We start from the raw sequence: 15,240 nt of genomic DNA on the forward strand, positions 1-15,240 counted from the left end.
CTGAGTTCGGCCTCCGGCCGTATGCCTGGGTTGTGCGATGCTGAACGTCGTGGAGCTCGTGTCTTTCGCCGATATCAAAGCCGCCGCCGACCGGATCGCGCCCGACGCGGTGCGCACCCCGCTCGTGCCGGTGCTGCATGGGACGGACCCGGCCCGCCCGTTGTGGCTCAAACCCGAGAACCTGCAGCCGACCGGCGCGTTCAAACTGCGCGGGGCGTTGAACGCGGTGCGGAGCCTGTCGCCCGCGCAGCGGGCGGCGGGGGTTGTGACGCACTCCAGCGGCAACCACGGCCAAGCCTTGGCGTACGGCGGGAAGCTCGAAGGGGTGTCGGTCGTGGTGGTGATCCCGAAAGACGCCCCCTCGGTGAAGATCGAGGCGTGCCAGGCGCATGGCGCTCAGGTGGTGCTCGTCGCCCCGGAGGATCGTGAGCCCCGGATGCTCCAGCTCGCCGAGGAACGGGGGTTGACCACGATCCCGCCGTACGACCACAGGGACATCATCGCGGGCCAGGGCACGGTCGGCTTGGAGATCGCGGCGGATTTGCCCGAGGTCGCGACCGTGCTCGTGCCGGTCAGCGGAGGAGGGCTGCTCTCCGGCGTCGCGGCGGCGGTGAAGGCGCTCGCGCCCGACGCGAGGGTGGTCGGAGTCGAGCCGGAGCTCGCGGCCGACGCGTGGGAGAGCTTCCGGGCGGGCGAGCTGGTCAGATGGAGCGTGGCCGATTGCAACCGGACCATCGCGGACGGCCTGCGGGCGCAGCTCTCCGCGCTCACCTTCGCGCATGTGCGCGAGCATGTGGACGAGATCGTCACGGTCAGCGAGGCGCAGATCGAGTCGGCCATGGCGTGGCTCGCCCGGAACGGGCGGGTGGTCGCGGAGCCGTCCGGCGCGGCGGCGACGGCGGCGTACCTGTGCGCGGACCTGCCGCCTGGACCGACGGTGGCCGTCGTGAGCGGCGGGAACGCGGACCCGGACCGGTACGCGAGGATCCTCGCCGGGGGCTGAGCGCTCATGGCCGGGTCCGGCTGCTACGGCTCTCTCTTTTTCACCGGCGGTTTCGTGGTCGGGATGGGCGCTTGCGGCCCCGAGGCTGCGCAGAGTCCGAAGGCGAGGAATGCGGCGGAGAGCGTCTTCATCATGGCTCCGAATGGTCGAGGGTTTTTGCGGTTTGGCTGCAATGGGAACTTGGACGGGAACTTGGATCTGTGCGGCTTTCCACGAGGGCGGCTCCGGAGCGGTCCAGACGCCGCCGCGCTCGGACGAGCGCAGGGACAGCGGGCGCAGGGATGGCGGCGCGGAAGACCCATGGCGCGTCTCCGGTCCCGCAGCCCCGTCCGTCGAGGACGATGTGGTCCGCTCCGATCCCCGCCGGGGAGATGGCCGCCGACCCGGCGCAGGCCGGGCGCCGCGAATGCGCAGGTCCGCGTGACGGTCATCGGGGCCGAGCTTCTGGTTCGGAGGTTTTTCGGCCTATGCGTCAACCATCGTGCCCTTTGAGGAGTTCCGTGAACGACACGACGTGCCCGTCGACGTTGTTGCCGGAGGATCGCGCTCGGTCTTCCTCGCGTTGGGCGAAGCCAGGGAGGGGAACGCGCTCGGCGACGATGTGGCAGGCGAACTCGGAGGCCGCGCGCCGGATGCGTTGGGACAGCTCCGCGCCCCCGGGGCCGGCTCCGAAGTCGTTGGTGGCGGCGAAGATGCCGGTGGGGACGACCACGGCGCGGAGGTAGGTGAACAGCGGGCGCAACGCGTAGTCCAGCACCAAAGAGTGCCGCTCGGAGCCCGCGGTCGCGGCGATGAGCACTGGCGTCCCGACGAGGGAGGACGTGTCGAGGACGTCGAAGAACAGCTTGAACAGGCCCGAATAGCTGGAGCTGAACACCGGGGAGACCGCGATGAGACCCTCCGCGCGCGCGATGGTCTCCCGTGCCTCCGCGACGGCGAGCGTCGGCAGCCCGCCGAGGGCGACGGTGGTGGCCAAGTCCTGCGCGAGCGGGCGCAGCTCGACGAACTCGGTTTCCGCGGCCTCGCCTCGCGCGGTGATCTGCGTCGTGACCGCCGAGGCGATCCGGTCGGCGAGCAGCCGTGTGGTGGAGGGCTCGCTGAGCCCTCCGGAGACGACAGCGATCTTGCGTGCCATGTCAGCGCTTCCCTTCTTGTGCTGCCGCGTCCTCGCGCTTGGCCTTCTCCAAGTCCGCGGTGATCACCTGCCGGTGCTTGGACCGCTCTCCTTGCGCGAGCAGCGACTGGTGGGTCGGCGGGTCGCTCGGCACATGCGCGGGCCGACGCGACTCGAACTCCTTGCGCAGCAGGGGGACCACCTCGCGGCCGAGGATCTCGATCTGTTCGAGCACCACCTCGCGAGGCAGGCCCGCGTGGTCGACGAGGAACAACTGGCGCTGATAGTCGCCCACCGCGTCGGCGAAGCCGAGCGTGCGCTCCACGACCTGCTCGACCGTGCCCACGGTGAGCGGCGTCTCGCGGGAGAAGTCTTCCAGCGACGGCCCGTGCCCGTAGACGGGAGCGTTGTCGAAGTACGGGCGGAAGAACCGCTTCGCCTCCGCCTCGGTCTCGCCGACGAACGCCTGCCCGCCAAGGCCCACGATGGCCTGGTCCGCCGAGCCGTGCCCGTAGTGCTCGAAGCGCTGCCGGTAGAGCCGCACCATCTGGGCGGTGTGCCCCAAGTCCCAAAAGATGTTGTTATGGAAGAAGCCGTCCCCGTAGAACGCGGCTTGCTCCGCGATCTCGGTGGAGCGGATCGAGCCGTGCCAGACGAACGGCGCCACCCCGTCCAACGGAGCCGGGGTCGAGGTGAAGCCGTGCAGCGAGGTGCGGAACTGGCCGTTCCAGTCCACGACCGGCTCGCGCCACAGCTTGCGCAGCAGGTGGTAGTTCTCGATCGCGAGGCTGATCCCTTGGCGGATGTCTTTGCCGAACCACGGATACACCGGCCCGGTGTTCCCGCGCCCCATCATGAGGTCCACCCGGCCGTCGGAGAGATGCTGGAGCATCGCGTAGTCCTCCGCGATCTTCACCGGGTCGTTCGTGGTGATCAACGTCGTCGCGGTGGACAAGAGCAGAGTCTTCGTCCTCGCCGCGACCCAGCCCAGCATCGTGGTCGGCGAGGACGGCACGAACGGCGGATTGTGGTGCTCGCCGGTCGCGAAGACGTCGAGGCCGACCTCCTCGGCTTTGAGCGCGTACGACATGATCGCCTCGAGGCGGTCATGCTCGCTCGGAGTCTTGCCGCCCACGGGGTCTTTGGTCACATCGCCGACGCTGAAAATGCCGAACTGCATAAATGGTTCATCCTGTTGTCTGCGCCGGGTCGGATCCCGGTCCTCGCGGTCGATTGAACACGTCCGCGCGCCGCGTCACCAGGGTGTGCTGTGCCCAGGTACTGCCAGCCCCCCTGTGCGCTGGCCGCTCGGCGCTTATCGTGAGGGAATGGAGCGGCGAAAAGACATCCGTGACTTCTTGGTCTCGCGGCGGGCGAAGATCACCCCTGGCGAGGCCGGCGTGCCGCTGTACGGCGGCCAGCGCCGCGTCCCAGGGCTGCGCCGCGAGGAGGTCGCCCTGCTCGCAGGGGTCAGCGTGGACTACTACACGCGGCTTGAGCGGGGCTATCTCCGGGGCGTGTCCGACAACGTCCTGAACGCGGTGGCCGAGGTGCTCCGCCTCGACGAAGCCGAGCGGACCCACTTGTTCGACCTCGCCCGAGGCGCTTCCGCCGAGCGCGCCAGCCGGCCGACGAGCGTCGGGCCGCTCCGCCACAGCCTCCAGCACGTCCTGGACGCGCTGGCCGGAGCCCCGGCCTGGATCAACGACGAACGGCTCGACATCCTCGCCGCGAACGCTCTGGGCTTCGCCCTGTTCGGAGACGCGCCCGCCCGACAAGGCGGCTCGGTCAATCTCGCGCGGTTCGTCTTCTTCGACCCAAGGGCGCGGGACTTCTTCCTCGACTGGGGCCAGCACGCCGACAATATCGCGGCGAGCCTGTGCGCCGCGACCGGCAGAAACCCGCACGACGAGACGCTTTCCGAGTTCGTCGACGAGTTGCGCGAAGGAAGCGACGAATTCCGCGCCCGGTGGAAGGCGCACGACGTGCGCCTCCGGCTCGACGGGCCGAAGAGCTTGCGGCATCCGGTCGCCGGACGACTCGATCTCACCTACGAGAGGATGGAGCTGTCGGCGGATCCAGGGCTCACGCTCTTCGTCCTCGTCGCCGAGCCGGGATCCCCCACGGCGGAGCGGCTCGCGCGCCTGCGCGGCTGAGCGCCGTCCTCCGGAGCGGGCTCCCGCAGGCGCTCAGCTCAGCCTTTCACGCCGAGCGTGAGCAGGTCGGAGGCGAAGGCTTTGACGAAGACCGGACGGCGAACGCGGCGCTGCTCGGCGACGGCGAAGCCCGCCCCCTCGAACAGCTCCCGGATCCGCTTGGGGGGCAGGAACTGGGACACCGACAACCGGTTCGGCAAAAAACTCCTGCAGATACGGGGTGATCGGCTGGCGGGGGCTGATGGTCGAGACGGCGGCGAACCCGCCGGGGCGCAGCACGCGGTGGAACTCCCGCAACGCGGCGGGCTGGTTGAAGAAGTGGAAGGCGGTCGTGGTGATCACCGCGTCGAAGCTGGCGTCGTCGAACGGCAGCTTCTCGGCGGGGGAGAGCCGCCAATCGATTTTGTCCGACAGCGCCTTTGCTCTGGCCAGCATGCCCTCGGAGAGGTCCACCCCGGCGACTTCGCGTCCGTCAAGCTCGCGCTCGATCCGGTCGGCGAGGATGCCGGTGCCGCAGCCGACGTCGAGGACCCGCTTCGCGCCCCGCGCCCGCAGCTCGGCGATCATCTCGTCCTGCGGGGCGCGGTAGCCCCAGCGCTGGAGCGGCTTCCAGTCGTACGCGCGGGCCACCGAGCCCCAGAACTTGGTCACCTGGTTGTTGAGCGGGCGGCGCTGGATGGTCGAGGTCATGCGTTTCTCCTTGAGTTCGGCCCTGGGGTCAGTCGATGTCGGCGGTGAGGACGGCGATCCGTTTGAGCGCTTGGCGGGCGGCGTAAGGAAGGCCGTTGCCAGGGTCGCCCGGCGGGACGATTTTGATGTTGCTGATCCGGCGCGTCTTGCCGAGGATCCGGACCTCGGCCCCGCCCGCCGCGATGATGTTGCGGACCCAGTCGGTGTAGGTGCCGTGGCCGAGCGTCACGACGAACCGGCCTTTGGTCTGGATCGGGTTGACCGGGGTTCGGAAGGTCGTGCCGGATTTGCGGCCCTTGTGGACGATCTGGGCGAAGCCGGGCAGGTAAGGGGCGGCTTGGACGATGATCGGGTTCATAAACCTCACCTGCAGGCGGTCGAACCATTTAGGGAAGATGTATGCGCCTTCGGCCACTGCGCGTCTCCTTAGAATTCTCGGGCTGAGCATGCTGTCCGTCGCAGTATGCCCGATATTGCGTGGCGCGGGTAACATGCTGTCCGTCACAGTATGCCTGATACCGCGAGACGCGGGTAATCGGCCCCTCTCCTTCCGCTGCCTTCTGTCCTTCGCCCAGATGACGTTCGCCCCTTGGAACCGGGGCCCGGCGCTGCTGAGCTGGAAAGCGAGAGCGAAAGGAGAAGCGCTGTGGCTCTGGATTTGAATCAGGCGGCGTTGTTGTTCGAGCTGGAGGAGGTCGCGGAGCGGGAGGTGAACCGCCATCTGGCCGTGTCAAAGGACTGGCACCCGCACGACTACGTGCCGTGGAGCAAGGGCAGGGACTTCGCCGCGCTCGGCGGGGTCGACTGGGACCCCGAACAGTCGCAGCTCTCCGACGTGGCGAAGGCTGCGCTCGTCACGAACTTGCTCACCGAGGACAACCTGCCCTCGTACCACAACCGGATCGCGGGCGATTTGTCCCCGGACGGGGCGTGGGGCACCTGGGTCGGCAGATGGACGGCGGAGGAGGCCCGGCACTCGGCGGTGATGCGGGACTACCTCGTCGTGACACGGGGCGTGGACCCGGTCGCGCTGGAATGCGACCGGATGACCCACATGACCCACGGGTTCCAGCCGCTCGCGCGGTTCCCGCACGGGACGGGAGCCGCGTTCTTGCACACGGTGGCCTACGTCTCTTTCCAGGAGCTGGCGACTCGGATCAGCCACCGCAACACCGGCCAGATGTGCGGGGATCCGATCGCCGAGGCGATCATGCACCGGCTCTCCTTGGACGAGAACCTGCACATGATCTTCTACCGGAACATCTGCGGCGCGGCGCTGGACGTCGACCCGGACCAGGCGATGGAGGCGATCGCCAACGTGGTGACCAGCTTCCAGATGCCGGGGGCGGGGATGCCGAACTTCCGGCGCAACGGCGTGCTCATGGCGAAGTACGGGGTCTACGACCTGCGCCAGCACCTGGAGGACGTGCTCATGCCGGTCATCCGAAAATGGCACATCTTCGACCGCGCGGACTTCTCCGGCCGGGGCGAGGCGGCCCGCGACCGGCTGGCCGCGTACTTGGAGGATCTGGAGCTGGTCCAGGTGCCGAGGTTCGAGGAGCACCGGGACCGCTCGCTGGCGCGGGACCAGGCCAGGGGGATCGACCGGATGCGCAGGCCTCAGACGGCGAGCGCGGTTTGAGCCAGGCCGCCCGTCCTGCCCGACGCTGCGACCGCGTCGGGCAGCCGGTCCAGCGGGAATGCCGTGATGTCGATGGCGGCCAGGTCCAGCGCGCCAGAGGCCGCCTCGCTGCGGGGCCCCGGCGCGCGAAGCGGGGCAGGCCCCGCAGCGAGGCGGCCAAGGCGGCGATCCTCGCGGCGGCCTTCGACCTGGTCACCGACCACGGCATGGCGAACGTGACGATGGACGACATCGCGAGCCGCGCGGCGGTGGGCAAGCAAACGATCTACCGTTGGTGGCAGAGCAAGGCGGAACTGGTCCTCGACGCGCTGGAGGATCGGGCCAAGGCGGACGTCGACGCGCGGGAGACGGCTTCGGTCGCGACGCTGCTCGCCGAAGAGTTCGCTGGGGCGCGCCGGGTGCGGCTCGCGCTCAAGTCGCTCATGGCCGCCGCGCAGTCGGACGACGCGCTCAGGGAAGCTCTGGTGGTCCGGCTCATCGAGCCGCGCCGCGCGACCCTGCGACGCTGCCTGGAGCGGGCCGGGGTGCCGAAAGTGCGCCGAGAGGCGCTGGTGACGGCGATCTGCGGGGCGATATGGCACCAGCTGCTGCTGGACGAGCCGTTGGACGACGCGCTGGTGGCGGACCTCGCCCGGCTCACGGCGTAGCCGGGGGCTCCTTGACCGCGTGCAGCAGCCCCATGGCGCACCAGCCCTGCTCCAGGGTCTTGACCATGTTCAGGCCGATATGGACGTTGCGGTGCACCACCTCGGGCCGCAGCCCCAGCCAATGCCCGATCTGGTCGGGGTAGCGCAAGAGGGACGAGATGCGGTGGAGCCTGCGCGCCGAGCGGAGCGACTCCTTGGTCACGTCGCGGAAGACCACGTCCGTGAAGCCGCATTCGCGCGCGGCGGATTCGAGCTCGGCGGGGGTGCAGAAATCGTCGACGGCCATGCATTGCACGGAGTAGCGGACGAACCGCTCCACCTCGTCGGAGAAGTCCCGCCCCGTGCGGAACCCGTCGGCGACCGCGAGCCTCCCCCCTGGGCGCAGGACGCGCGCGGCTTCGCGGCAGAAGTCCCGCTTGTCCAGCGCGTAGCAAGCGCTCTCCTGCGCCCAGACCACGTCGAAGGACTCCGCGTCGAGGCCGGTGTCGCAGTAGTCGGCCACCTCGAACCGGGCCAGGTGGGCGAGCCCCCGCCGCCGGGCGGCACGGGTCGCGGACTTGGCTTGCTTCGGCGCGAGGGTCAGCCCGAGCACTTCGACCCCGAACCGCTCGGCGAGCCAGAGCGAGGACCCGCCGATCCCGCAGCCCGCGTCCAGCACGCGCTGGCCCGGGCGCAGGTCCAGCGGGATCGCGAGCTCGCGGTCCATGTTCGTGAGGGATTCGCTGTGCGAGCGGGTGTCCGCGTCCCAGTACCCCATGTGCAGGGCCCGGCTGCGCCGGTCCGACCAGACCAGCCGGTAATCGAGCCCGTTGAAATGGAAGTACTTGACGATCGATGCGTTGTACGCCTCTTTGTCGTGGGGCATGTGTCCCAGGTTACTCCTGGCGGGATTCCCTTGTCGGGCGGTCGAGGAAGTCCGGGGCGCTCGGTTTTGCCCGAGGCGGCCTCATTTGCGGGCGTTGGCCTCCGACATGTGCTCGCCGAGTTTGCGCAACAGCGGCGGCATGTCCATCTTGGCCACCTCTGCCTCGATGAGCACGAGGCGGTCCTTGGCCGCCCCCGCCTCCTCGATGGCGGCGCGCAGGCCCCCGACCGTGCCGACCCGGAAGGCGAGCGGCTCGGCGGCGGGCTCGAACGCGCTGAGCAGCTTCGCGTAGTCCCAGTGGTCGATGTCGTTGTAGCTCGCGTCCGCGCCGTGGATCGCGCGCTCCACGGTGTACCCGTCGTTGTCCACGACGACGATGACGGGGTTGAGCCCGTGCCGGGCGATCACCGACAGCTCTTGCGCGGTCAGCTGCGCGGAGCCGTCGCCGATGAGCAGCACGACCCGCCGGTCCGGGCAGGCGAGCCCGGCTCCGAGCGCGGCGGGCAGGGTGTAGCCGATCGAAGCCCACAGCGGCTGGCCGATGAAGGTGACCCCGGCGGGCAGCGGGTGGGTGGCGAGGCCGAAGAACGAGGTGCCCGCCTCGGCGATCACGATGTTGCCCGGGGTGACCGCGTCGGCCAGCAGATCCCACATCGAGGCCTGGGTGAGCGCGTCCCCCGCTGCGGGCGGGGCCGGCGCGGGGGCTGGCTCCGGCTGCGGGACGGGCGGGCGCTCCCGGCCCGAGATCAGCTCGGTGAGCGCGTCGAGCGCGTCGCGCATCTCCAACGGCGCGAAGAGCTCGCCCGCGACGGTCGCCTCGTGCGGGGCGATGTCGATCGTCTTGGCGGGCTCCACCCGCTGGGTGAAGAATCCGCTGATCAAATCCGTGAACTGCACCCCGGCGAGGATGAGCGCCTCGGCCTCCTCCACGCTCTGGCGCACATGCGGCTCGCTGTTGGCCCCGATGTAGATGCCGAGGAAGTTCGGGTCCAGCTCGTTCACCAGGCTCTTGCCCCACAACAGGGTCGCGTGCGGCAGCTCGCCCGCGTCGAGCAGCTTGGCCAACGCGTCCACGGCCCGGAACCGGTGCACCAGCAGGTCGGCGAGGACGGTGGGCCGCTTGCCGTCCAGCAGCTCGGCCGCCGCCTCGCGGAACGCGGCCAGCGCGCCGGGGCTGGAGGCGTCGTGCGGGCTGGGGATCGGCGCGGCGGGCGGGTAGCTCGGCACCTGCGCGACGTCGGACGGCAGGAGGAGGTAGCCGGGGCGGCGCTGTTCGAGGACCTCGCGCAGCACCCGGTCGATCTCGCGGGTGGCGTTGGCGGGGGTCAGGCTCGCCTGCGCGCAGGTGATCTCCCGCTGGATCCGCAGGAAGTGCTCGAAGTCGCCGTCGCCGAGGGAGTGGTGCAGGCTGCGCCGGGCGCGCTGCGCGTCCACGGTCGGGGCCCCGCAGATGTGCACCACCGGGACGTGCTCGGCGTAGCTGCCCGCGGTGGCGTTCACGGCGGAGAGCTCCCCGACCCCGAAGGTGGTGACCAGGGCCGCGATCCCGTTCAGCCGCGCGTAGCCATCGGCGGCGTAGCCCGCGTTGAGCTCGTTGACGTTCCCGACCCAGGCGAGGCCGGGATGCTCGACGATGCGGTCGAGGAACATGAGGTTGAAGTCTCCGGGGACGCCGAAGACGTGGCGCACCCCGAGTTCCGCGAGCCGGTCGACGAGGTAATGCCCGATGGTGTACGGCTGGGTCATACTCCGATTCTGCCGGAACCCGGCCCGGCTCGCCGGGAAGCTACGCGCCGAGGCGGCGCAGGAACAGCATGGCGGCGAGCCAGAATCCGGTGAAGCCAAGGACGAGCGCGAGATCAGTCACAAGGCGATCGTGCTCCCCGGTCGCCCGGATTCGGGACGCGGCAACGCTATTTTGACGGTTCCCGCCCGGAATCTTGACGGGATCTTGACGATTCCCGTTAAACTAGGCTGAGCATTTTGGTGTGCCGGGAAGTCTGGTCGGCTCCCTATCGTCGACCGACTCGCCAAGGAGCCGCCATGTCTGTTTTCCCGCCGCGCCCGCGCAGGCGCGGTTCCCGCCCCGCGACCCTGCTGCGCGCGGGCTCGCTGTGGGAGAGCCGCCGGATCGGGCAGATCCTCCGCGAGGAGACCACCTCCGGCGCGCTCTTGCTCGTCGCCGCGTTCCTCGCCCTCCTCTGGCGCAACAGCCAGTGGGGGGAGGGCTACCAGCAGCTGCACGACTACGCGTTCGGGCCCGCCGCGCTGGACTTGCGGCTGTCGGTGGCCGACTGGTGCGCGGACGCCCTGCTCGCGGTGTTCTTCTTCGTCGCAGGCCTCGAGCTCAAACGGGAGTTCGTCGCCGGGGACCTGAGCGACCCGCGCCGCGCGGCGCTGCCGGTGTGCGCGGTCCTCGGCGGCATGTCCACCCCAGCCGTGCTCTACGCGCTGGCCAACTGGGGGTCGGTCGGGAAGGGCTGGGCGATCCCCACCGCCACCGACATCGCGTTCGCCCTCGCCGTGCTCGCGGTCATCAACACCCATCTGCCTGCCGCGCTGCGCACGTTCCTGCTCGCCCTCGCCGTCGTGGACGACCTGGTCTCCATCGTCATCATCGTCGTCGTCTTCACCGGCAGCCTGAACTGGGCCGCGCTCGGGGCCGCCGCGCTCGGCGTCGCGCTGTTCCGCTTCCTGCTCCGGCGCGGGGTCCGGTCCTGGTGGCTGCTCGTGCCGGTCGCGGTCCTCGTGTGGACGGCCGTGCACGCGTCCGGCGTGCACGCCACCGCCGCAGGGGTCGCCCTCGCGTTCATGGTGCCGGTGCGCAAGGGAGAGCACGGGCCGTGCCTCGCCGAAAGCCTCCAACACCGGCTGCACCCCTTCTCAGCCCTGGTCGCGGTGCCGCTCTTCGCGTTCTTCGCCGCCGGGGTCAAGATCGGCGGGCTGCGCGGGTTCGAGGCCGCGTTCACCGACCGGGTCACCCTCGGCGTGATCGCCGGGCTGGTGGTCGGCAAATGCGCCGGAGTGTTCGGCGCGACCTGGTCCCTGGCCCGGTTCACCCGCGCGGAGCTGGACCCGTCGCTGCGCTGGCTCGACGTCTTCGGCGTCGCCCTCCTGGCCGGAGTCGGGTTCACCGTGCCGCTCTTGATGGGCAGTTTGGTGTTCGGCGCGGGCTCGGTCGAGGACGGGCACGTGAAGATCGGCGTGCTCACCGGCGCAATGACCGCCGCCCTGCTCGCCGGTGTGGTGCTGCGGCTGCGCAACCGCGCCTACCGGCTCCTGGAGGAAGAGGAGGCCGAAGGAACCCTCGGCGAGGACTCCGGCTAGACGAGGCGGAGTACTATACGGGCGAGTTCGAGGAAGATCACCGGAGGTGGCAGGGATGACGGCTCCACACGACAAGCCGGGGGCGCATGAGCCGTTGGAGGACGAGGAGCTGCTGCGGGTCTGCGAGCAGGAGGCTCCGAAAGTCACCGCGGACGGGGAGCCCGGTCTGAGCAACGGCGGGCGGGGCAAGGTCATCGCGACGATCGTGGCGGGGAACAGCGGCTTCGGACTGACCTGCACCCCGGTGCTCGGGAAGCTGGCCTTCGAGGACGAGCTGATTTTGAAGCTGGGGACCGCGCGCACGGCGGACGGGCGGCTGTCGGGGCATCTGCTGCTGATGACGTGGATCGAGGAGGCGATCAAAGACGGCGAGCTGAAGTGGGCGGCGAAGCTGAACCGGATGCTGCACAAGCAGCCGCCCAAGCGGATGACGGCGGACGACGCGTGGTGGGCGCGGGATATGGACGTGTGGGAGGGCGTGTCCGAACGCGAGTTCAAGGAGCAATGGCTGGCCAGCCAGCCCAAGCAGCCCGACGACGTCGAGCAGCTGGAGCTGGACCGCAAAGCGGACCGGGCGAGGCTGGACGCGGCGACGGCCGATCTGGTGTGGGATCCGGCGAAGATCCTCGAGACCCCCGTCGGAGAGCGGGTGCCCGAGGAGATCTCGCGGATACTGGAGTACAGCGCGCGGGAGACCGCGCGTCTGCTGGAGGCTCGCGACAGCCAGTTCACCGCCTCGGACGACGACAAAACGGTCATGGTGACCGTCGGCAGCAACGAGCTGACCACGCGGGTGTGGCTGAGCGAGGATGCCCTGCGACGGCACGGCTCGCGGTTGCAGGATGTTGTCGTCGACGTCGCCAAGCGCGCGAAAGCGGGCATGCGGCAGATGCTCGAACCCCGCCCGTTCGGGGAATGATGCGGCGGGAGCATCTGGGAACAGCCCTTGCGGCGTGCAAGGATTCCGGTATATTTGCACTGGAGAGTATCCAAACGCATGTCGAGGCGTGGGAAAGAGACTGGGATGACGGGTAAGACCGATGTGAGCACGCCCGAGATGCGGGCGGCACGGGACAAAATCAACAACGCCGAGCAGAGCTTGAAGACTGCGCTGGTGCAGATGGCCCTCGCGTCGATCGATTGGCACGCGAGTGCCGGGGACGACGCGCAGGACGGCAATCTCCCGTCGCAGTCGGAGAAGATCCGAGGCATCAAATCCAAGCACGGAGCGGGTGCCGCGAAGGCTGCTGCGGACACAGCGGATGCCGCTGGGGAGGGCGCCGACATCTACGACGGCACTGACGACGACAACGCCGCCCACGTCAAGCGGGTCGAGAAGACCGTGGAGACGCTCATGGGCGGGTTCGGGTTGATGACCGCCTTCGACTAGGCGGCCAGCGATCATGGATGATGGAACGCGGACCGGCACGAAACACGAAGGAGCACCCCCCACGCCATGCGGCACACTTTGACGACGAGGACCGTCGCTCTCGCAATCGCGGGAGCGGCTGTGTTCGGTGTCGCAGCCTGTGACCGGGGCGGTAACACTAACTCCGGTTCGAACGGGGGCGGCACCACGATTGTGCAGACCATCGTGCAACCTCCAGGCTCGCCGCCGAGCACGACTCCCAGCGTGACTCCGATCTCGGATCCGAAGAAGTTGTGCCATTTGTTCATGGCGCGCGTGCAAGAAATCAACAATGCGATTGATAGCTATTGGAAATTGACGGTTGGAGGGAAGTGGTCCTGGGCGGATCCGGCTATTAGTAAAGCCGCCGATAATGCAAAAGAAGTGACTGAGAAAGTCGCACCGATTCTCTTGGGATCTATAGGGTCGAATATAACTGAAGAGCAAGCGAACCCTTTGCGTGCATACGTCAATACTGCTCAAGAATTTGCCAAGGCAATAGGCGAGCGTTCTTCGCCTGACGAATTGAATCCACTAAACGATAGATTGAATGAGGAGCTGCCCGCGTTGAATCATGCTTGCGGTTATTGATATGCGGGCGGAGGATTGGAATGCCTGGAAATAAAAAGCAAGTGTTATGGGCGAGTAAGTATGAAGATGCCGCGAGCAGGTCTGCGGCACATGCAAAAGTTAGGTATCCACGTATGAAATTATCGTTCCTCTGCTCGACAGCCCTTGCGGGCTCCTTGGCGCTCGGCCTTGCCGCCTGCGATCGAGGCGGTTCTAACTCTGGATCAAACGGCGGTGGAACAACTATTATTCAGACAATTGTCCAGCCACCTGGCGGCGCGGCGAGCTCTACGCCCAGCGTCTCTCCGATTACGGACGGTAAAGCTTTGTGCAGGCAGGCTCTTATTCGCGTGAAAGAGCTATTAAAAGCTACTGATCCATATTGGAATTTGGTCACAAAACCTGGGGCTTCGCTTTCGGATGAGCAAACTAGCAATGCGGCAGACCACGTAACGGAAGTTGCGGCAAAGGTTATTCCTGCCCTTGAAGGGATGGTCGGTTCGGGGTCTCCGCAGAATGTGGCTAATGCTGTAAAAGATTTCACGGGATCGGCTAAGAAATTCACTAAGGCGATCGGAGACCGGGCTCCGGATGCGGAGATTAGCCCCCTGGCGAGTGACTACAGTGATAAAATCGATGAAGTGAATCACGCCTGCGGTTATTGACGGTTCGAGGAAGGGTATTTGATCATGGGGCTTTCGTGGCCGAGCGCTTACGATTGGTTGTGGGACAAGGCGCAGCAATATTGGCCTAAGGCGGACGAGTCGGGCCTGCGCACGGCGGAGCAGTCTTTCATGGCGGCACTCCCCGATGTGGAATCCGCCTTCTCGAATCTCGTGTCCGGGCATCAGGATCTTGTCAAGGCGCTCGGTGAATCTGACTCCGCTACTGCCGCGCAGACGAAGCTCGCGGACATCCAGAGCCGTGGCGAGACGCTGAACCAGATCATATCTGCCGAGTTCAGCATGATGAACGCTGCCCCGCAGAACATCGACACCGCGAAACAAGGCCTCATAGACAAGGCGAAGACGGCAGACAGCAACGCGAAGTCCGGTTTGATGGGATTCCTCGCAGAGTATGCCCCTTCCGTTGCCCAATCGCAAAAGGAAAAAGCTGCAGGTCAGTTCGATAGCGATGCGAAGCCTGTCCATGACACCTACACGCAGAGCAATCAGAAACTTCTCCAGCTCCCGGACGGAGTCGATGGTAGCGACGATGGGCCAGTGAAGACGAATGCTAATTACAAACAAGTAAGTGGCACAGATGGAACTGCGCTAGGGCCAGCGACCGCGACTCGTAATACGAGCTACAAATCTGCGTCGAGTGCAGATAGGGATGCATCTGCTCCTGCGACCCAAGACGCTAGTTACAGGTCTGCGTCGAGTGCGGATGGGGATGCATCTGCTCCTGCGACCCAAGACGCTAGTTATAAGCAAGGCGGTGGGCAAAGTCCCTCTACTAGTGGTCAAGGTGGCTCCCAGGGCGCTGGGGGCGGTCAGGGTTCGGGTGGTTCTGGTGCTTCTGGTGGTGGTGCTTCGACTGGTGTGCAGTCGGGTGCGGCGGTGGCGGATCATGCGGCTCCTGCTGCTGCGTCGCAGGCGGCTCCGGCTTCTGGTGGCGGGGGCGGGGTTTCGCCGTCGATTGGCGGGATCGGGGTGGTCCGGCTGGTGGTGGGGCTGGTCAGGCTCCGCGTATTGGCGGGGTCGGCGGTGTTGGGGGTGGTTCTGGTGGGGAGGTTTCTCGGACGGGGGCGCAGGGCGCGGGGGCTGCGGAGAGGTCTGCGGCTTCGCAGTCCTCGTCGGGCTCTGGCGAGCGGCA

Annotated in this window: 17 protein-coding genes; 11 read left to right on the forward strand and 6 right to left on the reverse strand. The window is 67.6% G+C overall.

The window, feature by feature from the left end; translation table 11 throughout:
• The first annotated feature begins 37 nt into the window (after window positions 1-37).
• Entirely contained in the window at window positions 38-1,003 is a 966-nt protein-coding gene (locus HMPREF9336_RS04130) for a threonine ammonia-lyase (RefSeq protein ID WP_007469296.1), read from the forward strand.
• 472 nt (window positions 1,004-1,475) lie between these two features.
• Here HMPREF9336_RS04130 and HMPREF9336_RS04135 read toward each other — a convergent pair whose 3' ends face one another.
• Both HMPREF9336_RS04135 and HMPREF9336_RS04140 read right to left on the reverse strand, forming a co-directional pair.
• On the reverse strand, window positions 1,476-2,138 hold the full coding sequence (locus HMPREF9336_RS04135; RefSeq protein WP_007469297.1) for a CE1759 family FMN reductase: 663 nt from the start codon (window positions 2,136-2,138) through the stop codon (window positions 1,476-1,478).
• A gap of 1 nt (window position 2,139) precedes the next feature.
• The gene (locus tag HMPREF9336_RS04140; protein ID WP_007469299.1) at window positions 2,140-3,297 is read right to left on the reverse strand and encodes an LLM class flavin-dependent oxidoreductase; all 1,158 of its coding nucleotides are present in this window, start codon (window positions 3,295-3,297) and stop codon (window positions 2,140-2,142) included.
• Window positions 3,298-3,445: 148 nt separating this feature from the next.
• Here HMPREF9336_RS04140 and HMPREF9336_RS04145 point away from each other — a divergent pair, with 148 nt between their 5' ends.
• Window positions 3,446-4,273 (forward strand): helix-turn-helix domain-containing protein, encoded by an 828-nt coding sequence (locus tag HMPREF9336_RS04145; RefSeq protein ID WP_007469302.1) that lies wholly within the window; start codon window positions 3,446-3,448, stop codon window positions 4,271-4,273.
• Between the two features lie 33 nt (window positions 4,274-4,306).
• Here HMPREF9336_RS04145 and HMPREF9336_RS04150 read toward each other — a convergent pair whose 3' ends face one another.
• Together HMPREF9336_RS04150 and HMPREF9336_RS04155 are read right to left on the reverse strand one after the other, a co-directional pair.
• On the reverse strand, window positions 4,307-4,963 hold the full coding sequence (locus tag HMPREF9336_RS04150) for a class I SAM-dependent methyltransferase (protein ID WP_007469304.1): 657 nt from the start codon (window positions 4,961-4,963) through the stop codon (window positions 4,307-4,309).
• 28 nt (window positions 4,964-4,991) lie between these two features.
• A complete protein-coding gene (locus HMPREF9336_RS04155) occupies window positions 4,992-5,378 on the reverse strand; it encodes a nitroreductase family deazaflavin-dependent oxidoreductase (protein WP_007469306.1) in 387 nt (128 codons plus the stop codon).
• 231 nt (window positions 5,379-5,609) lie between these two features.
• On the opposite strand from HMPREF9336_RS04155, the gene HMPREF9336_RS04160 reads away from it, so the two are divergent.
• Together HMPREF9336_RS04160 and HMPREF9336_RS04165 are read left to right on the forward strand one after the other, a co-directional pair.
• Window positions 5,610-6,605, forward strand: coding sequence for an acyl-ACP desaturase (locus HMPREF9336_RS04160; protein ID WP_021030068.1), 996 nt, complete (start codon window positions 5,610-5,612; stop codon window positions 6,603-6,605).
• Window positions 6,602-7,252 (forward strand): TetR/AcrR family transcriptional regulator, encoded by a 651-nt coding sequence (locus HMPREF9336_RS04165; RefSeq protein WP_021030069.1) that lies wholly within the window; start codon window positions 6,602-6,604, stop codon window positions 7,250-7,252. Before HMPREF9336_RS04160 ends, HMPREF9336_RS04165 begins: the two co-directional genes overlap by 4 nt.
• Here the strand turns inward: HMPREF9336_RS04165 and HMPREF9336_RS17370 are convergent.
• Window positions 7,242-8,117: an SAM-dependent methyltransferase gene (locus HMPREF9336_RS17370; protein WP_007469312.1), complete on the reverse strand. Its 876-nt coding sequence runs from the start codon at window positions 8,115-8,117 to the stop codon at window positions 7,242-7,244. The two genes, HMPREF9336_RS04165 and HMPREF9336_RS17370, sit on opposite strands and share 11 nt — an antisense overlap.
• An 81-nt stretch (window positions 8,118-8,198) precedes the next feature.
• Window positions 8,199-9,863 (reverse strand): alpha-keto acid decarboxylase family protein, encoded by a 1,665-nt coding sequence (locus HMPREF9336_RS04175; RefSeq protein ID WP_007469314.1) that lies wholly within the window; start codon window positions 9,861-9,863, stop codon window positions 8,199-8,201.
• Here HMPREF9336_RS04175 and HMPREF9336_RS18295 point away from each other — a divergent pair.
• The 7 genes from HMPREF9336_RS18295 to HMPREF9336_RS18650 form a co-directional block, all read left to right on the forward strand.
• A complete protein-coding gene (locus tag HMPREF9336_RS18295) occupies window positions 9,844-10,095 on the forward strand; it encodes a hypothetical protein (RefSeq protein ID WP_156920285.1) in 252 nt (83 codons plus the stop codon). The genes HMPREF9336_RS04175 and HMPREF9336_RS18295 overlap by 20 nt on opposite strands.
• 65 nt (window positions 10,096-10,160) lie before the next feature.
• Window positions 10,161-11,444 (forward strand): Na+/H+ antiporter NhaA, encoded by a 1,284-nt coding sequence (gene nhaA, locus HMPREF9336_RS04180; protein WP_007469316.1) that lies wholly within the window; start codon window positions 10,161-10,163, stop codon window positions 11,442-11,444.
• A 55-nt stretch (window positions 11,445-11,499) separates the two neighbouring features.
• Window positions 11,500-12,363, forward strand: coding sequence for a hypothetical protein (locus HMPREF9336_RS04185; RefSeq protein WP_021030070.1), 864 nt, complete (start codon window positions 11,500-11,502; stop codon window positions 12,361-12,363).
• A 105-nt stretch (window positions 12,364-12,468) separates the two neighbouring features.
• Complete coding sequence (locus HMPREF9336_RS04190; RefSeq protein ID WP_007469320.1) at window positions 12,469-12,834, forward strand: hypothetical protein; 366 nt, start codon at window positions 12,469-12,471, stop codon at window positions 12,832-12,834.
• Between the two features lie 285 nt (window positions 12,835-13,119).
• Window positions 13,120-13,443, forward strand: coding sequence for a hypothetical protein (locus HMPREF9336_RS18300; RefSeq protein WP_156920286.1), 324 nt, complete (start codon window positions 13,120-13,122; stop codon window positions 13,441-13,443).
• Between the two features lie 113 nt (window positions 13,444-13,556).
• Window positions 13,557-14,087, forward strand: coding sequence for a hypothetical protein (locus HMPREF9336_RS18305; RefSeq protein ID WP_156920287.1), 531 nt, complete (start codon window positions 13,557-13,559; stop codon window positions 14,085-14,087).
• A gap of 775 nt (window positions 14,088-14,862) precedes the next feature.
• A partial coding sequence (locus tag HMPREF9336_RS18650; RefSeq protein ID WP_211235439.1) for a hypothetical protein occupies window positions 14,863-15,240 on the forward strand: 378 nt, incomplete at its 3' end.

The organism is Segniliparus rugosus ATCC BAA-974 (assembly GCF_000185725.2).
Taxonomy (GTDB): domain Bacteria; phylum Actinomycetota; class Actinomycetes; order Mycobacteriales; family Mycobacteriaceae; genus Segniliparus; species Segniliparus rugosus.